Raw genomic sequence first — 16,795 nt, forward strand, 5'->3', positions numbered from 1 at the left:
CAGGAACGTCGTTCTCCGGAAGAGGTTTCACCGCCACGTTGGCCTTCTGGGGTCGCCGGGAGGCTGTGAGCTTCGCGCCGGTGCAGTAGCGGGGTTGCGATCTCTCAATGTTAGTGACTAACATTTGAACATGAGTGGGAGGGCTGAGCGGACGCGGGAGCGGTTGCTGACGGCCGCGCTGGAGCTGTTCGCCGAGCGCGGGTACGACGCGACCACCGCCGGCGAGATCGCGGCGCGGGCCGGGGTCACAGAGATGACGTTCTTCCGGCACTTTCCCAGCAAGGCGAGCCTGCTGGTCGACGATCCGTACGATCCGCTGATCGGCGCCGCGATCCGTCGGCAGCCGTCGGGACTCGACCCGATCAGCCGGGCGGCCCGGGGTGTCCGTTCGGCGTGGCGGGAGCTTCCCTCACCGGCGGTCGCGGAGGTCCGAGTACGGCTGCGGATCGTGGCTGGCACACCAACGTTGCGGGCGAGTATGGCCAGCGGCACGGCGGCCACCGAGGCAGTGATCGCTGAAGCGCTGACCAGTGGCGGAACCGGCCGACGCGACGCCATCATCGCCGCCGCGGCGGTGATGGCGGCTCTCAACACCGCCCTGCTCGACTGGAGCCTGTCCGACAGCGAAGACCTCGGACAAGCGATCGACGCCGCTCTCGACGTCTTGGAGGATCGGCATGTCTGAGCATGCGATCGAGGCGCGCGACCTGCACCGAACCTTCGACGACGGCACCGGGATCCGGGGCGTCGACATCTGGGTCGAACCGGGCGAGATCCATGCCCTGGTCGGCCTGAACGGGGCCGGCAAGTCCACCCTGATGCGGCTCCTCCTCGGGATGCTCGAGCCCGTCACCGGCACGGTCACCATCGCCGGCCGTCGCCTGGATCGCACCGATTGGACGGCGGTCGGTCACCTGGTCGAGTACCCGCTGGCCTACCGGGAGCTGACGTGCCGCGAGAACCTCACCCTCGGCGCGAGGCTGCACGGCGTACCACCCGCCGAGATCACAGCCGTGGTGGAAGCGGCGATCGTGGAACTCCGTCTCAGCCAGTACGCCGACCGGCGCGCCGGCAGGCTGTCACTCGGCAACCGTCAACGCCTCGGCCTCGCCTCTGCACTCCAGCACGACCCGAGGCTGATCGTGCTGGACGAACCAACCAACAGTCTCGACCCAGCCGGCGTGATCCTGCTGCGCGAGGCCCTGGTACGCCGGGCGGACGCGGGCGCCGCGGTGCTGGTCAGCAGCCACCATCTGGACGAGGTCGCGCGGATCGCCCATCGCATCTCGGTCCTGAACGCGGGCCGGGTCATCGGCACCCTCGATCCGCACGGCGTCGACATCGAGCGATCCTTCTTCGATCTCGTCCACCGTGACGACGTGGCCGCATGACCACCGCCCTGGTCACCGAGTTCACCAAGTTCGTCCGCGCGACGGTGGTGCGGGCGACCACGATCATCATGGTGCTCGGAATCGCCCTGATCTGCTCGTCGATGCTGCTCGCGGTCGGTACCGCCGATCCGCAGCTGGCCGCCAAGCTCGGACCGCTCATCGATCCCGGCGGCTGGGTGGGGTACTTCACCCTCGCCGCGCAGGTGACCGGAGCAGCCGGTCTGCTCGCGTACGGCGTCGTACTGAGCTGGTTGTTCAGCCGGGAGTTCGCCGAGGGAACCATCACCGGCCTGTTCGCCATTCCGGTGTCCAGGCCGACGATCGCCACCGCGAAGCTGGCCGTCTATCTCGGCTGGGGTGTCGTCACCAGTGCGGCTTTGGTGCTCACGTTGATCGTCTTCGGGCTGGTCGGCGGACTCGGACCTGTCCCGGTGGACGTCGTACCGGCGATCGCGCGGCAGTTCGTCCTCACCGTCCTCACCGCCGTCATCGCCACCCCCGCTGCCTGGGCGGCGACAGCCGGCAGGTCGGTACTCGCTGGGATCGGGACCACCATCGGCATCCTGGTGCTGTCGCAGGTGACCGTGATCGCCGGAACCGGCGCCTGGTTCCCGTTCGCCGCACCCGCTCTGTGGGCGATCAGCAACGGCACCGAGGCCACCATCGTTCAACTCGCCCTGGTCCTACCAGTCCTCGCGCTCAGCACCGGCCTCACCCTGCACGCCTGGCACCGCCTCCAACTGGATCGCTAGCCGTTACGCCGCGCGCATGCGGTGGCTTCGGTGGGTACTGGTATCAGGACGCGGTGAAGGTAGGTGGTCTTGATGTACGACGTCATCCTGCTGGTCGAGGAAGAGTTGAGCGTGCCGGATGCCGAGCGGGTGGTGGAGCTCTATGCGAACGCGCCGGAAGAGCTCAGCCTGCACGTGATCATCCCGTGCGAGGACGCAAGGGCCCAAGTCCAGGACTCGCTGGCCACCCTGGCCGGAACCGAGATCTACGGCATCGCCGCCGAGCGACACGCGATCGCCTCGGACGAGGAGGCACTCAAGGCGCAGGAAGAAGCCCAGCGCGCGATCGACGCCCAGGCCACCGCTGCCCTGGACCGCAGCATCGAGCGCCTTCGGTCGTTGGGCCGGCACGCTGACGGGCAGATCACCCGCGGCCGACCCGTGGATGAGCTCGTCGAACAGCTCAAGCGGGTGAACGGCCAGGAGGTCGTCGTTCTCACCCGGCCGCACATCGTGGCCGAGTTCTTCCACGTCGACTGGTCGGCCCAGGCCCGCCGCCATCTCGGCGTACCGGTCCTTCATCTGCTCGAGCAACACCAGGACAGCCCGCTGGAGCCCGGACACTGACGACTCTCGGCCTGTCCGATCAGCGACCGGCGCGATGAGGCCAGTCCCCCAGCCTAGGACGGCTCTTTTTTGTCCCTGGCCAGGTTTAGCCTGCGGGCATGAACCGCATCGACCGCCTGTACGCCCTCGTCGAGGAGTTGCGAGCGGCGGGTCCAAGAGGCCGAACGGCGCGGCAGTTGGCCGGGCACTTCGAGGTCAGTGTCAGGACGGTCGAGCGCGACCTGAGTGCGCTCGGGCAGGCCGGTGTCCCGCTGGCGACCAAGCAAGGACGCAGCGGTGGCTACACGCTCGACCGGTCGATGAGCCTGCCCCCGCTCAACTTCACCCCACCCGAGGCAACGGCTGTGGCCGTGGCACTCAGCCGGAGCCAGCACGTGCTGTTCGCACGCGATGCCCGCAGCGCGTTGCACAAGATCATGGCAGCCATGCCGGAGCGCGCACTCGAGGAGGCGCGCACGGCCGCCGCGAAGGTCAGGTTGCTCGTCCAGCCGGTGCCCGATCCCGACGCCGAGATCGCAGAGCAGATCTGGCGAGCGGTGCGCGACAACCAGGTGCTGCGTATCGGCTACATCGATGTCGGCGGCGTCGAGACCGAGCGCGAGGTCGAGCCGCAGTACGTCGTCGTCGGTCCCAACGGCTCGTATCTGACCGCCTGGTGCCACCTGCGACACGACGACCGGGTGTTCCGGATGGATCGCATCACCAGGGCCGAGCGCACGTCGACACCGCCCCGCCCGCGGCAGGTCACCCCCGAGCTCAAGGTCGACGGTCACGAGACCAAGCTGCCGGAGTCGGCGCTGGGTCGCGAAGATCTTCAGCCGAACACCGACATAGGGGTGTCGCGAGCGCCTGGGACGGTGGGTGCAACCCGCCGCACCGGTGGGTGATCCGCACGATGAAGGAGATCGTCATGACCGCACCCGCTCCCGGCACCCTGGCCTGGTTCGAGGTCGCCACCAGCGACCCCGACGGCGCGCAGAAGTTCTACGGCAGCCTCTTCGACTGGACCTTCGAGGCCGACGGACCGGCAGCCGCCGGCGGGATGGACTACCGCAACATCACCGCCTCCGGAGCCGACGGGCCGATGGGCGGCCTCTTCGGCACCGGTGGGCAGGCGCCCGGCCACGCGGTGTTCTACATCCTCGTCGCCGACGTCGAGGCCACCTGCGCCGACGCGGAGCAGCTCGGCGGCTCGGTGGTGAGCAAGCACCTCGACCCCGGCCCAGGAGCGCCGGCATTCGCCTACCTGCGCGACCCGTCCGGCAACCAGTTCGGCGTCTTCACCCCGCCGGCAGCCTGATGCCACGAAACGCGAAGCGTGCGTCCTCGCCGGACCCATCCGGCGGGGACGACGCCCGTGACCTCTACGACGAGCTCACCGACGACCTGCTCTACGACCCCGCCATCGGCCGATCGACGATGATGGGCTACCCCTGCATCCGGCTCGCCGGACGATTCCTCGCGTCGTACGACGACAAGGCCGGCAGTCTGGTCGTGAAGCTACCGGGCGAGCGAGTGGCCGAACTCGTCAGGACCGGCACCGGCGCCGAGTTCGCCCCCGCCGGGAAGGTGTTTCGCGAGTGGGTCGCCATCCCCACGATCGATCCCGACCTCTGGCGCGGCCTCCTCGCCGAAGCCGTCACCTTCGCGCGAACGACCCTCACCCAAGGCCGGTAAGCCAGCCAAGCAACGGCGGCCGCCCAGTCATTGATCACGCGCCTCAGAACGAGTTAGCCAAGCGCACCGAGCAGATCGTTGCAGTCCTGCAGTCCTGCCCCTCCTCGGCAAGGCAGCGAGCTGCCGAGCCACCGCATCAGAACCGAACCAACGGTTCCTTCGATGAGTGACTAGGAAAGCCCTCGTCGTGCGGCTCGCTCCGTCGAGGTCAGGCCGGGTGCGCCAATGGCAAGGATCATCAGGACGAACGCCAGGCCGAAGTGCAGCCAGTCGTCGGCGTCGTTCACCGGAAGCACGTTGGGCGCCGTGGGCCATCCACATCGCACCTCCCTGCACCGCGGTGGGAAACCGGCGCGACGGTGGATCAGTCATGTGAGTTCCTCCCCCTGCCGGACCAAGGCAGCCAACGGGCCCCGCGATGGCGCGTCATCAGCTGACCCTGTGCCCACGTTCTGGCCCCGCATGTGGGCCAGAAGGCGTCGCCGACCTCACCGGCCCTTGCCGTCGGCAGACAACAGGGAAGGCCCGGCCAAGAGGCCGGGCCTTCTTCTGATGTTGGTCCTTACTCGCCGACCAGCTGGTCGTAGTGGGTGGTGAGGAGGACGTGGTTGACGCCGTTGAAGACGACGTCGGGGATGCGGCCATAGCCCGTGATCGCGGTGGCGGCGCCATTGGCCTTGCTCATCGCGTAGAGGTTGCCGGTCTTGGTGTCGTTGTCGACGGCGACGATCAAAGACCCGCCGCGGGTGCCGCAGCCGTCGACGACCAGGGACTCGAAGTTCTGGTAGCCGCCCGTGCGGATCCGCTTGAGGATCGGCTTGGTCGAGGCCGCGACCGGGATCCGGACGGTCCACAGAGCGCCGGCGGTCGTGGTCATCAAGAGGGTGTCGTACGTCGCGGTCTCGCTGAGCACCGTCATCGTCTTGAAGCCCTTGAAGCCCGGGAACGAACCGAGGGACTTGAAACCGGTGCCGGCGATCGCGTAGCGGTACAGGCTGCCGTTGGTGTTCAGGCCGTACAGGTACGCGTGACGCGGTGCGCCGACGCTGTAGTTCGAGGTCGCGATGGTCTTGAAGCTCGACCAGCCCGTGCCGACCTTCTTGAAGGTGGCAACCGGAGCACGGTCATCGTCGTAGACGTACGTCGTGTGCCGGTACAGGTACCCGCCCTGCAGCAGCAGGCCGTAGTAGTAGAACTGGGTGAATGCGGCGTTCGCGGCCATGTACCAGGTCGCGTTCGCGCGGGTGCCGACGAACTTGAAAGGCTCGTACTGCACCCCGACCGGCGGCTTGCCCGCCATCACGTCGGCCGCCTCCATGGTGGCCGCGGCGGTCGGGTAGCCGACCGACGTGACACAGGCCGCAGCAGCAGCCTTCGCGGCGGTCGACTGGGCGGTCTTCGCCGACCAAGGCTTCGGTTCAACCTTTCCGGCGCTGGCCGGAACAGACGACATGGACGCGGCGATCAAGCTCAGTCCGGCCGCAGCAAGCGCAAAGCGCTGCAGTTTCCTCACAGAGTCCCCCTCCAGAATCGGTCTCGAAGAGCTCGAGATCCGCGCAACTATAACGTGTCCCGGCGCCCCCGCAAGTCACGTTGGCACCAACAGACAAACACTTGATCGGCCAGGGGCAGGTCTTCGTTACAGGTCACCTTCAGCTGTCCGCGGCTTCTGGCCGCGAGCAGCATCGTCTTCGCAACCGTCGAGCCTCGTTGAGGCCGGCCGGCAGGCGCTTGACCAGTTGGCGCATGGCAGGATCGCGGCCATGTCCCTCAGCGTTCCCCGCCTCCGGATCGGCTCGACCGAGATCATCGCCCTCGCCGACGGCGAGGGCCCGTTCTTCTCCCCGCGCGCCGAGGCCTTCCCCGAGGCCACGGCCGCTCAGTGGGCCGAGGCCGACCGCTACGACCCGGGCGCGGTCGACGCCGAGGGCCGCTGGTGGCTCCAGTTCCGCGCGTACGCGATCCGCGGCGACAAGGGCCTCACCGTCGTGGACGCCGGGATCGGTCCGGCGGACGGCCCGGCCCGCTCGTGGGCGCCTGTGCCCGGCGCGCTCCCCGAGGCGCTCGCCGCCGCGGGCATCGACCCGGCCGAAGTCGACACCGTGGTGCTCACGCATCTGCATACCGACCACGTCGGGTGGGCGGTCGTGACCGAGGAGGCCGTCCCATCAGCGGGCGGCGCGGTGGACGGCAACGCTTCGGCCGGCGGCGCGACCAGCGGCCGCCGCCCCTATTTCCCGAACGCTGAATACCTGCTCCAGCGGGCCGAGTTCGACGCCCTCGACGCGCTCAACCCGCAGCTTCGCGAGACCCTCACCGACCCGCTTGAGGCGGCCGGTCGGCTCCGGCTCCTCGACGGGGACACGCCCCTGCGCACCGGGCGCGCGGTCGCCACGCCCGGTCACACGCCCGGGCACCAGAGTGTGCTGGTCGCCGACGGGCGCGAGCTGGCGCTCGTCACCGGCGACCTCTTGGTGCACGCCCTCCAGCTGCTCCACCCCGAGCTGGCCTACTCACACGAGACCGACCCCGAGGCTGCCAGGCACTCAAGGGAGCGCATGCTCGGCCGCGAACCCGCCACCACGCTGCACCTGGCGACGCCGCATTTGACGGAGCCGTTCATCTCGGCGTGATCGCGGCCGTTCGGCGGGCAATGAGTAGTGCACGTTGGTGAGCTGTTCCGAGAGCACCCACAACTGGTGGGCCGTAGCAGAGTCCTGGATGGCACGTTCCCGGCTGCGGAGGGTGGGCTCGCCACGGAGCTGGAACGGCCCATCGGGCACGACAGCACGTTGGTGCGCCGACGCTCAGCGGTACCGGTCGAGGAACGTGGTGAGTTCCGCGAGGTACCGCGGGCGGTTGTCGCGGCGCACCGAATGGCCGGCACTGGCGATGTGTACCGCCCGGAACTCGCCGGCCGCCGCTCGGGCGCAGCGCTCCGCGTACTCGGTGGAGATCAGCGAGCCGCGTTCGGTGTCCCCGTGGATCAGCAGTACCGGGCACGTTATCGCGGCCAGCTGGTCAGTCAGCGGGGCCGCTGGCTGAAACGGCAGATCGAACAGATGCGGGTTGAGTTGCGCCTTCGACACGGCCCAGGGCTCGAGTTCGTCATCGGGCCAGTCGGGGTCCTCGGATCGGGCCCGGGCGATCCGTGCCGGCAGATCGAGTGCTCGGAGGTCCGCGAGCCAACTCGGCACGGACTCCGATCCGTCCTGTTGGCCGGCAGGCGGCTCTCCAGTCGGCGGGTCCTCCAGCACAACCGCACGGACCAGGTCCGGCCTCGACGCGGCCAGGTGGGCGGCCGACATCGCGCCCATCGAGTGGCCGACCACGACCACCCCGCCGTCACCGGGCTGGCTCGACAGCACGAGAGCGGCATCGCCGCCGAGTGCGGCATCGCCGAGAGGTTCCTCTGGAAGCCCGGACTCGCCGTGCCCGCGCGCATCGATCGCGAGCGCCCGAATCCCAGGCATCGCGCGGATCAGTGGCTCCCAGCACTGCGCGGAGTCGGAGAAGCCGTGCAGGAAGGCGACCTCGGCCGCCGTCTCATCGGTCCGGTACCACGCCAGATGGGCCGTCCTGCCTCGCACGCCGAACATGGTTGCGGACAATAGCGCAAACACACGCGCGCCCAGGCCGTGGATCAGACCAGCTAAGGCGTAGAGCACCACCAGTTGGCCATCAGTCGCCGGCCCGGCACGCAACGCCTGGTGACAGTGTTCCTACCAGCACCCCGATCAACTTGGGCCAGAGGACGGCGGCCTCGGCACCCAAGGCCCAACCGTCAACTACTGGTTCCTGCTGTAGTTCCTGCCTAGCATCCAGTTGTGGCGGCTGCAGACGACCCCAATGGGACCGGTGCCCAGGAGTGGTCGCTGCCGTTGGACGTGACGGGCGACGCCAGGTACTCGGAGGAGCGGGATCGGGTCTCCGCCACGCTGAAGCATTTGCAGGCGTACGACGGGGGCATGTTGTGGGATGCATCGACGTCAACGCTGACGATCCAGATGACGACGGAGGACGCCCTTCAGCAAGCACGGCTCCTCCTGCTGGTCACGAGCCCGACATGGTTGCGCGTCATGTTCGTGCAGGTTCAGTACTCCGCCCTGGAACTGACGGAACTCGCCGCCCGACTCCTTGAGCACCAGACCGCCTGGGCCGGCGCCTCGGGCATCGGCGGCGGCGTCGACTACCGCGCGAACCGGGTGCAGTTGCTGGTCGACCGCAACCACGCACACGCCGACACTCTGATCCAAGCCATCAACCACTTGAACGATCCGAGAATCACCCTCGAGCTCTACACGTCCACCCGAACCGGGCGCCGATCCCGCTGAACGAGCGGGCAACCTCGGACACCCTCCGGCTGCTCCGCCGCCTCCGGATGCCGCTGCCCGCGATCACCGCGACCCTGGACGACGACGCCCGTACGACGGCCGGCACCAGCTGCAGGACGACCTGCGGCAGCGGTACGGGCGAGGAGTCGACGCCCGCTTCGCCCAGGCTGCCGCGATGACGGAGCGACGACTTGGGACGTGACCGTGACGCCACCGGCCGACTGCATCGCCTGGTTCAAACGCAACCATCCCGACCTGAAGTACCCCACCGGCTACCTCGACGACGCCAAGCCCAACCGACCAGCACACCCCACCGCCGCCAACTCTCCCCGCCAGCCCGGGCTGGTGAGCTCGCCTACGTCGGAGACCGCTCCTGTCAGGTATGTCGGCCCGTCGCGAAAGCAGAGAGCTGGCGTGGACGAGCTCTGGCTGAGAATCTGCCAGACCCGCAGACGAGAGCATCAGGCGCTGCATGGTCTCCTGCCACCCCACTGTACCCATAGGTACAGTGGAGTGGCAGGTCCGTCAGCTGACGGTCAGGATCTTGTTCGCGGTGAACGCCTGGGCGTGATCGGCGTCGCCGGGGAACCAGACGCGGTAGGCGATCTGGCCGCGGATGGCCGGCGTGATGCCGAACGCGTACTTGCCCGAGGTGCTCAACTTCACCGAGGCGATCGACTTCCACACCTTGTTCGAGTACTGCTGCAGATAGACCGGGTGGCCGTAGTGGGCCGGGGCTACGTACCCGCTGAACGTGGTGGTCTGGCCGAGCCGGATCGTCGCCGGTGACAGCGTCGCCGAGATCGTCGGCGCGACCTGCACGGTGATGTCTGGCGTCCGCGTTCCCATCAGGTCGGCGTTACCGGGGAACGTCATCATGAGCACCGACGACACCGTGGGCTTGTAGGTGTAGCTGACGGTTCCGGTCGTCGTGGTCTTCAGGGCCGCGAGCAGCTTGAACGTGGACGAGTTCTTCGGCCGCACGTAGAGGTTGACCGGCAGACCGGCGTACGCCAGGTTGTCGATCCGCAGCGTGCTGCCCTTGATCGTGACCGATCCGCCGTAGCTGATCGCCGTCGACGTCGTACTGATCCCGGACTTCATCCCGAGCAACGACTTGACCGCGGGCAGGCTGTAGTGGCCGGCGCGATCCTTGACCCAGGCGGCGTACGTGTAGGTCGCCCCCTGCGCCAGCCCGGTGTTCTTCACGGCGGTCCCGGTGCCCGCGTAGACGAGCGTCCCGGTCGTCAGCGTCGGCGCCTTGCCGCCGGCGTTGCGTCGTACGATCACCTGGTCGAGGTCCGGTGTCGGCGGAATCGTCCACGCCAGGCTGGCCGCCAGGTACGCGCCGCTGCCGGTGAATGTGGTCAGCTTTTTCGGGGCCTGGTCAGTCGTGAGGAAGACGCTGCTCCACGGCAGCAGGTTCACGTCGGCGCCGGCATGCCGCACGCCGGTCACGTCGATCCGGTACGGCGTGCCCTCCAGCAGTGGACCGGTCGGAGTGATGACCACACTCCGGGTGCTCGGGTCGTACGCGCCGAGCGTGCTCGGAACCACCGCGCCGGTCTTTCCGTTCAGCAGCCGGACGGTATTGGTGGAGATCGAGAACGCGTCCATGTCCTGCGCGAACGTCACCATCGGCGTCGTGGCCACCCCGACGTCGAGGCGGTTGTCGTCGGGAGAGACGTTGCGCATCTGATAGGCCGGCGGAACGTCGCCCGGGTTGACGGTTCCGCCCTCGCTGAGGCTCAGGGTGTACGGCCGGGTGTCCCGGGAGCCGTTGTCGTTGCGCACGGCAATGAAGACGTCGCCGGCCGGCGCCTGCACCGTGGTCTTGGCCACCTGCGGGCCCCAGATCGGCCACCCGGTGCCCTCGTCGATGTCCGGGTACGCCTTCACGGCCGAGCCGAGCCCGTTGAGGTTGGTGTCGTACACCTCGACCCGCGGGCCGAAGTTCACCGAATACTTGTCCTCGTTGAACTCGGGTCCGGTGAGGATCACCTGGAGTGTGCGCGACGCGTTCGGCGACACCCGATACCAGTCGACCTCACCCTCGGTGTTGATCGTCGCGCTGATCGTGCCCGGCGACAGCGGGACCGCGCGGGCGGGCTGGTCGTTGCCGTCCGGCGGGAGAACCGGGAAGTCGGTCGTCGCCTTCCCGCCGAGGGCCGCGTACGCGTCGACGATGCCGTGTCCGTAGTACCGGTCGATGCCGCGCGGTCCCGCGTCCCGCGCCAGGCCCTCGAGCCGCTGCGCGACCTGCGCCGGTGTGAACGACGGCCACTTGTTCCTCACCAGGGCCGCGATCGCGGTGACGATCGGCGCCGAGCAGGAGGTGCCGGTGCAGTACCAGTACGGCTCGTAGCCTGACGGAGTCAGCGCCCGGGAGCCGGTGCTGAGGATGTCCCAGCCCGGAGCCGCGATGTCGACCCAATCGCCGTACGAGCTGAAGTCGGTCAGCACGCCGCCGGCGTTCGTCGCCGCGACGGCGATCGCTTCGGGGTACGACGCCGGGTACTGCATCGCGTCGGTGCCGTCGTTGCCGGCCGCAACCACCACGACGACTCCGTGGTTCACCGCGTTGATCACCGCGTTGTGCAGGACCGGGTTGTCACCGGGGCCGCCGAGGGACATGTTGATCACCTTGGCGCCGTGGGCAACGGCCCAATCGATGCCTTCGGCGATATCCGCGTCATAGCCCGAACCGTCGGCGCCCAGCACCTTGACCGGCATCGCCTTCACGTTCCAGCCGACACCGGCCACCCCGGCGCCGTTGTCAGCGCCCGCGGCGATGATGCCGAGCGTCATCGTGCCGTGCCCGTTGTCGTCCACCGGGTTCGGACGGGTGCTGGACACGGCGTTGTACCCCGGCACCAGGTGGCCGACCAGGTCCGGGTGACCGGCGTCGACACCCGTGTCGAGGACCGCGACGATCTGGCTACCGGTCGACTTGGACACGTCCCAGGCCTGCGGTACCCGGACAGTGTTCAGGTACGTCTTCTGGTCGGTGCCGTAGTACTCGTCGTTCGGTACGGCGGACACGCGGCGCTTGTAGTTCAGTGACGCCAGCTCGACCGTCGGGTCGGCCTTGACCTTCTTCAGCAGCTCGGGCGCGGACAGAGAACCCTTGATCTTCACGACGTTCGAGCTCACCGAGTCCTCGGAAGCGCCGAACTTCGAAACCGCGGCCCGCCGAGCCGACGACGAGGTCTTGGGCTTGAACTTCACCATCACAGCATTGGGCTCGAACTCGGCCTTCGCGGTGCCGTGATGCGCGGTGAACGGCGGACGGTACGGCTCGGGCTCGGCCGCGGATCCGGACGAACCGGTCACGACAGCCAAACCACCTGCGACCAGGGCCGCGGGCACGACCAGACGCAGCAAACGGGCAGGACGGGACAACGCTGACTCCCAGGGATTCGGCAGGGCGGGAACGGACCGCAGCAGCGGCCCCCACCGCTCATCGCGACCCCACCGGCGGGCGTTACGGGCCCGGCCAAAAGTCTTACATAACAATCTGCCCACCCCGCAACGGATGAGCCGGACCACAGGCCCCGGACGGGACAGCTCAAGCGGACTCGCAGATGCACAGTTGAAGCGTCGAATCCACGGCAAATGGTCGGCCGGACCAGTCGCCGAAGCGCTCGACGAGCCGAAGGCCGCCGAGCGAGAGGAGCAGCGGCAGCTCCTGCGGGAAGATGCTCCTGATTTCGAGCGGTGCGACGACGAAGTCGGGCTCGGAGTCAGTCGAGAGGTACCACGTCCCGCGGGTGACTTGCGCGGGCGCATCGTAGATCTCAGCGACATCGACGCTCACGTTGCCACGGTCAGGATCCATGAACGACAACGACTCCCGGGTGCGCCGCACGCCATCGGCTTCGGCAAGTAGGCGCACGCTCGGGTTGAATACATCGAAGACGAACCGTGCTCCAGGTGCCAGGTGTCTCCGAACCGACCGGAAGCAGCTCACCAGATCCTCAGCCTCATGCAGATGCAATAGAGAATTGGCTGTGATGAACACGAAGTCGAATGTGCGGCCCAGATCGAAGGCCCGCATGTCGCCCTGCATCCATTCCACCGCTACACCGCGCTCGTTCGCCTTACGCTGAGCCTCAGCCAGCATGTCTGACGAGAAGTCCATGCCGACGCACGGATGCCCGTCGGACGCGATGGGGATCAGCTTGTGCCCGGTGCCGCACCCCAGTTCCAATACGCGCCCGCCCTGCCGATTGACGCCGGCTCGGTAGAAGTCGACTGCGGGATCGCCGCCCGGGAACATCAGGTCGTACAGCCTCGCGTGCGAGTAGAACGCGTCACTCATCAGGCACCTCCTCCTTTCCGACTCACCCGCAGTTAGCCGTGATGGCCTGCTGACTCAAGCGTGCGCCGCCGGCGTGTCTGCCGGTGGCGCTCCCTGCCTGCGCGAACAGCCGCGTTGCCTTGCCTGTCCCGGCGCCGAACCGCCCAGGCACCCCAGACCCCGGCGACCGCTTCTGACCACCCCGGCCGGCCCTCCGAGGAGGGCCGGCCGGTCACGGTTACAGGGAGTTTCTGATCGCGGTGGCCTTGGCCACCAACTGGGTCGCCGCCGCGGCCGGGATCTTCTTGCCGGACTGGGACTTCACCTCGATGATGAAGGCGTTCAGCAGCACCTTCGCCGCCGGCTTGTGGTTCCCCTTGATCGCGACCCGGGCCAGCTCGAGCTTGAGCACCAGCGACTTCTCCAGCGGCTTGTACAGGTTCAGCGCCTTGACCTCGGCGATCAGGTCCTTCAGCGCCTGGTCCGGATCGGCCGGCGCGACCGTCTCGACGAACTCGACCGAGCCGGCGTCACAGTTCGCGCCGAGTGGCCGGGCCTGCAACCGCTGGTCGTCCGGGGTCGTGCAGCTCGCCACCGGCACCCGGCCACCGAGCGGGCTGGTTGCTGCGGGCAACCGCCCGGACGGGTAGCCGTTCGTCAGCGGGCCGAGCTGCGGGTCAGCGGCCGTCACCAGGTCCGACGCGATCGAGCCGCAGGTGGCGTCCCGTAGTACGGAGAAACCCCCCGAGACGGAGTTGAACGCGCCGCCCACGCCCGCGCACGCAGTACCGGTGAGCGGCAGGACCAGGGCGCTGCGGTTGAAGTGGACCGTGGCCGCCGGGACCGCGGCGATGTGCGCGCCGGTGGTCGCGGTGTCGTCGGCCATCGTCACGTGGGTGAGCTTGACGTGGATGGCCCCGGTGATGTTGAGTCCACCGCCGACCGCCGCGGTGTTGCCGTTGATGGTGGAGTTCAGGAAGCTGGCCCCGAGCCCCGAGATGCGCGCGCCACCACCGGTACCACTCGCCGGTACGACGGTGTTGTCGTTGATCGTCGACTTGTCGAAGGTGATCGACTCGACGGCCAGATCCAGTCCGGCACCGTTGGCCGCCGTGTTGTCGTGGATCTTGGCACCGTCGAAGTCGGCCTGGTAGGCGAAGCCGATCTTGACGCCGCCGCCGTTCCCGGTCGCGGTGTTGCCGGCGATGATCGGCTGGAAGCCGCTGACCGCGCCTTGGCTCGCGGTGAAGATCCCACCGCCGTCGGTACCGGCGGTGTTGTTCAGGATCTCGGTCGAGCTTACCGACACCGCGGTGGGCGGATCAGGCGTCACGTACGCCAGACCGCCGCCGCGCTGGCCGGCCGTGTTGCCGATCAGGCTGCCCTTGTAGATGGCGAGGTTGCCGACCCCGACCGAGACTCCGCCGCCGTCACCGGCGGAGATGTTGTTGTCGATCGCGGTCCGGTCCAGGTACGTCGTCGCGGTGTTGCCGCCGTCCTCGACCAGGACCGGCGGAACGTTCAGGCCGCCACCGGTCGTGGTGGTCTTGTTGCCGCTGATCGTGGACAGGCCGATGCTGATGGACGAGACCGGCGTCCCGCTGCGCTGCGACATCGAGAAGGAGATGCCACCGAGCGCGTCGGGCGCGGTGAGCCCGTTGCCGGTGACCCCGCTGGAGTACATGGTCAGCCCGCCGCAGTTGCCGCAGCGGATACCGACCCGGCCGTTGTCCTGGATCTGGCTGAAGTTCACCGACATCTTGTTGGCCGGGAAGCCCTGGCCGGTGTTGCTGATCCCGGCGCGGGTGTTGTTCGAGATGGTCGAGTTGTCGATCTGCAACGGGTAGCCGTCGACCAGCGAGATGCCGGAGCCGGTGTTGTCCGAGATCGTCGTGCCGTCCAGCTTCGCCGAGCAGTTGTCACAGCTGACGACGCTGCCGGTGTTGTGGTGCAGGTTGCCGCCGTTCAAGGTCAGCCGGTACGGCGTGGTGCCGTGGTCGAAGCTGGACCAGACGACCGAACCGTTCGGCGACAGGACGTTGCGGACCTCGACGTTCGCCAGCAGCAACTCGCTGTCCGAGCGAACGGCGGCACCCTCCAGCGCGGTCGCCGCGGTGTTCGGACCGCCGTCGATGATCAGGTTCTGCAGTACGAGCCGGCCGGCGTGGTCTGTACTGTCGATGATGCCGACCGCGTCGCAGCTCTGGTCGATCGTCGAACCGTTGCCCTGGACAACGAGTTCGTGGCCCTCGGCATGGGTCAGCGGACCGGTGCAGGTGGTCAGCGGATAGGTCTGCGCGGCACCGAGCGCGATGATGTCGTCGACGCCGTTCGAGCCGGCGGTCGCGAACGCCTCGCGCAGTGAGGTCTGCCCATCACCCCCGTCGACCGTGTCGGCCGTCGTGGTGACGGTGATGGTGGCGGCCGAGGCGGCCGGCGCGACGACCGCGACCAGGCCGGACCCGAGCAGTCCGGCCAGCGCGGCGGCGCGCAGGCAGGACGCAGTGATTCTGGACATGTATCCCCCCAAGGAATCGAAGGCACCAGAATGCCGAGCCCGCGGGTGGCTGACAAGGGGTGACTAGGCCAGAAGTCTCAGGAGTTCTTCGTCACGCCGCAGCTCAGCGGGCACCGGTTGCCGGACCAAAGCCTCCTTCGTGGGCGGCTCGGCGACCGCGTTCGCCGCCACGCACGCCCGGTGATCCCACTGCGCGGTCAACGAGCCACACTGCTCGATCGCGGAGGTTCCCTCGCAGCGGCTGCGTAGGCTCCCGAAACTCGAGTGTCCCGCCCGCGCGCTGGTGATGAGGGAGCGTGACCTGCCAGCCGTCTGCTGTTGGCTCGACAGCACGGCGAGCCTCTACGCTAAGCGCAGCGGCCACCGCCGAATCTTCAGTTGTTCTCACAAGCACTGCATGATCGAAGGGTGGCCGCCTCGCGTCACACAGCCACGCCGATCCCAGATCCCTTACCAGGAAAGCGAATCAGCCAAGGCAACGATCCACGGCTGTAGTACTAGGCGGCCCAGGCGCATTGCATGGGCCAGGGCAATTCTCAGAACCCGTGCTTGTGCCCATCGTCACGACACTCGCTCACACGAAGCCGTCATCTCGCCGCCGCGCCGACCATCGCCTCCATGAGATCGGCAGCCTCTTCGCTCGTGAGCGATCCCTCCCGGACGAGCGAGTGCCAGGTCACGAACGAGATCGCGTGGCCGAGGGCTGCCGCCGTGCGCACGCGCACACGACCTCGCTCGCGGCGTCCCGTCATCAGTGAACGAGCGACGTGGCGGAAGTATCCGAAGAACGCCTCGCGGGCCGCCGGCGGGACAGCATCGATATCGCGGATGCCTGCCGAGAGCATCGCCTCCGTTTCCTCGTACCACCGATAAAGTTCGCGCACCGCGACGCGAAAGCGCTCGTTGGGTGAGGCGATGCCGACCCACGACGTCGGGTCGGGCATGGGGTGCCGCTCGTAGTAGTGGGCGTTGCACGCCTCGAAGAGCATCTGGAGATCGGGGAAGTGGTTGTACACCGTGGCGCGCTGCACGCCCGCGCGCTCGGCGATGGCCTTGATGGTCGTCTTCGCGGGGCCGACCGTTTGGTGGAGCTCGACCGTCGCTTCAACGATTCGTTGCCGGGTCTCGGCTTCGGTGAGCGCACGCTTCGCCTTCCGGTAGGGGCGTGGCGACGCGATGTTCGCTGAACACATATGTTAGCCAATCTTGACAGGGCG

At 68.0% G+C, this 16,795-nt stretch carries 15 protein-coding genes; 9 read left to right on the forward strand and 6 right to left on the reverse strand.

The window, feature by feature from the left end:
* Window positions 1-130: 130 nt before the first annotated feature.
* The 7 genes from AB0F43_RS09085 (at window position 131) to AB0F43_RS09115 (ending at window position 4,426) form a co-directional block, all read left to right on the forward strand.
* Window positions 131-685 (forward strand): helix-turn-helix domain-containing protein, encoded by a 555-nt coding sequence (locus AB0F43_RS09085; protein WP_360472824.1) that lies wholly within the window; start codon window positions 131-133, stop codon window positions 683-685.
* On the forward strand, window positions 678-1,391 hold the full coding sequence (locus AB0F43_RS09090) for an ABC transporter ATP-binding protein (protein WP_360472827.1): 714 nt from the start codon (window positions 678-680) through the stop codon (window positions 1,389-1,391). Before AB0F43_RS09085 ends, AB0F43_RS09090 begins: the two co-directional genes overlap by 8 nt.
* The gene (locus tag AB0F43_RS09095; protein WP_360472830.1) at window positions 1,388-2,143 is read left to right on the forward strand and encodes an ABC transporter permease; all 756 of its coding nucleotides are present in this window, start codon (window positions 1,388-1,390) and stop codon (window positions 2,141-2,143) included. Before AB0F43_RS09090 ends, AB0F43_RS09095 begins: the two co-directional genes overlap by 4 nt.
* Window positions 2,144-2,215: 72 nt before the next feature.
* A complete protein-coding gene (locus AB0F43_RS09100; RefSeq protein ID WP_360472833.1) occupies window positions 2,216-2,749 on the forward strand; it encodes a hypothetical protein in 534 nt (177 codons plus the stop codon).
* A 98-nt stretch (window positions 2,750-2,847) separates the two neighbouring features.
* Window positions 2,848-3,636 (forward strand): YafY family protein, encoded by a 789-nt coding sequence (locus AB0F43_RS09105; protein ID WP_360472836.1) that lies wholly within the window; start codon window positions 2,848-2,850, stop codon window positions 3,634-3,636.
* Window positions 3,637-3,659: 23 nt separating this feature from the next.
* Complete coding sequence (locus tag AB0F43_RS09110; RefSeq protein WP_360472838.1) at window positions 3,660-4,049, forward strand: VOC family protein; 390 nt, start codon at window positions 3,660-3,662, stop codon at window positions 4,047-4,049.
* Window positions 4,049-4,426, forward strand: a complete 378-nt coding sequence (locus tag AB0F43_RS09115) for a hypothetical protein (protein WP_360472841.1) — start codon at window positions 4,049-4,051, stop codon at window positions 4,424-4,426. The genes AB0F43_RS09110 and AB0F43_RS09115 overlap by 1 nt, the downstream gene beginning before the upstream one ends.
* Before the next feature lie 562 nt (window positions 4,427-4,988).
* Here the strand turns inward: AB0F43_RS09115 and AB0F43_RS09120 are convergent.
* Window positions 4,989-5,939 carry a hypothetical protein gene (locus tag AB0F43_RS09120; RefSeq protein ID WP_360472843.1) on the reverse strand — a complete coding sequence of 317 codons (951 nt, stop codon included), beginning with the start codon at window positions 5,937-5,939 and terminating at the stop codon, window positions 4,989-4,991.
* Window positions 5,940-6,189: 250 nt separating this feature from the next.
* On the opposite strand from AB0F43_RS09120, the gene AB0F43_RS09125 reads away from it, so the two are divergent.
* Entirely contained in the window at window positions 6,190-7,059 is an 870-nt protein-coding gene (locus AB0F43_RS09125; RefSeq protein WP_360472845.1) for an MBL fold metallo-hydrolase, read from the forward strand.
* Window positions 7,060-7,233: 174 nt separating this feature from the next.
* Here the strand turns inward: AB0F43_RS09125 and AB0F43_RS09130 are convergent, their stop codons facing one another.
* Window positions 7,234-8,016: an alpha/beta hydrolase gene (locus tag AB0F43_RS09130; RefSeq protein WP_360472847.1), complete on the reverse strand. Its 783-nt coding sequence runs from the start codon at window positions 8,014-8,016 to the stop codon at window positions 7,234-7,236.
* Between the two features lie 237 nt (window positions 8,017-8,253).
* On the opposite strand from AB0F43_RS09130, the gene AB0F43_RS09135 reads away from it, so the two are divergent.
* Window positions 8,254-8,760 (forward strand): hypothetical protein, encoded by a 507-nt coding sequence (locus tag AB0F43_RS09135; RefSeq protein WP_360472850.1) that lies wholly within the window; start codon window positions 8,254-8,256, stop codon window positions 8,758-8,760.
* 525 nt (window positions 8,761-9,285) lie between these two features.
* On the opposite strand, the gene AB0F43_RS09140 is transcribed toward AB0F43_RS09135, so the two are convergent.
* From AB0F43_RS09140 to AB0F43_RS09155, 4 genes are all read right to left on the reverse strand, one after another.
* Window positions 9,286-12,093 (reverse strand): S8 family serine peptidase, encoded by a 2,808-nt coding sequence (locus AB0F43_RS09140; RefSeq protein WP_360472852.1) that lies wholly within the window; start codon window positions 12,091-12,093, stop codon window positions 9,286-9,288.
* A 235-nt stretch (window positions 12,094-12,328) separates the two neighbouring features.
* Window positions 12,329-13,081 (reverse strand): class I SAM-dependent methyltransferase, encoded by a 753-nt coding sequence (locus AB0F43_RS09145; protein WP_360472855.1) that lies wholly within the window; start codon window positions 13,079-13,081, stop codon window positions 12,329-12,331.
* Window positions 13,082-13,298: 217 nt separating this feature from the next.
* Window positions 13,299-15,578 (reverse strand): right-handed parallel beta-helix repeat-containing protein, encoded by a 2,280-nt coding sequence (locus AB0F43_RS09150; RefSeq protein ID WP_360472858.1) that lies wholly within the window; start codon window positions 15,576-15,578, stop codon window positions 13,299-13,301.
* A gap of 587 nt (window positions 15,579-16,165) precedes the next feature.
* Complete coding sequence (locus tag AB0F43_RS09155; protein WP_360472860.1) at window positions 16,166-16,771, reverse strand: TetR/AcrR family transcriptional regulator; 606 nt, start codon at window positions 16,769-16,771, stop codon at window positions 16,166-16,168.
* Window positions 16,772-16,795: the final 24 nt, after the last annotated feature.

The sequence above is a fragment of the Kribbella sp. NPDC023972 genome, from assembly GCF_040639075.1.
Lineage (GTDB): Bacteria > Actinomycetota > Actinomycetes > Propionibacteriales > Kribbellaceae > Kribbella.

Excerpts from the sequence above, each read along its gene's own strand:
- AB0F43_RS09100 (WP_360472833.1), top strand. The coding sequence starts at position 2,216 with ATGTACGACGTCATCCTGCTGGTCGAGGAAGAGTTGAGCGTGCCGGAT.
- AB0F43_RS09150 (WP_360472858.1), bottom strand. The coding sequence starts at position 15,578 with ATGTCCAGAATCACTGCGTCCTGCCTGCGCGCCGCCGCGCTGGCCGGA.
- AB0F43_RS09105 (WP_360472836.1), top strand. The coding sequence starts at position 2,848 with ATGAACCGCATCGACCGCCTGTACGCCCTCGTCGAGGAGTTGCGAGCG.
- AB0F43_RS09115 (WP_360472841.1), top strand. The coding sequence starts at position 4,049 with ATGCCACGAAACGCGAAGCGTGCGTCCTCGCCGGACCCATCCGGCGGG.
- AB0F43_RS09090 (WP_360472827.1), top strand. The coding sequence starts at position 678 with ATGTCTGAGCATGCGATCGAGGCGCGCGACCTGCACCGAACCTTCGAC.
- AB0F43_RS09110 (WP_360472838.1), top strand. The coding sequence starts at position 3,660 with ATGACCGCACCCGCTCCCGGCACCCTGGCCTGGTTCGAGGTCGCCACC.
- AB0F43_RS09085 (WP_360472824.1), top strand. The coding sequence starts at position 131 with ATGAGTGGGAGGGCTGAGCGGACGCGGGAGCGGTTGCTGACGGCCGCG.
- AB0F43_RS09095 (WP_360472830.1), top strand. The coding sequence starts at position 1,388 with ATGACCACCGCCCTGGTCACCGAGTTCACCAAGTTCGTCCGCGCGACG.
- AB0F43_RS09125 (WP_360472845.1), top strand. The coding sequence starts at position 6,190 with ATGTCCCTCAGCGTTCCCCGCCTCCGGATCGGCTCGACCGAGATCATC.
- AB0F43_RS09155 (WP_360472860.1), bottom strand. The coding sequence starts at position 16,771 with ATGTGTTCAGCGAACATCGCGTCGCCACGCCCCTACCGGAAGGCGAAG.
- AB0F43_RS09145 (WP_360472855.1), bottom strand. The coding sequence starts at position 13,081 with ATGAGTGACGCGTTCTACTCGCACGCGAGGCTGTACGACCTGATGTTC.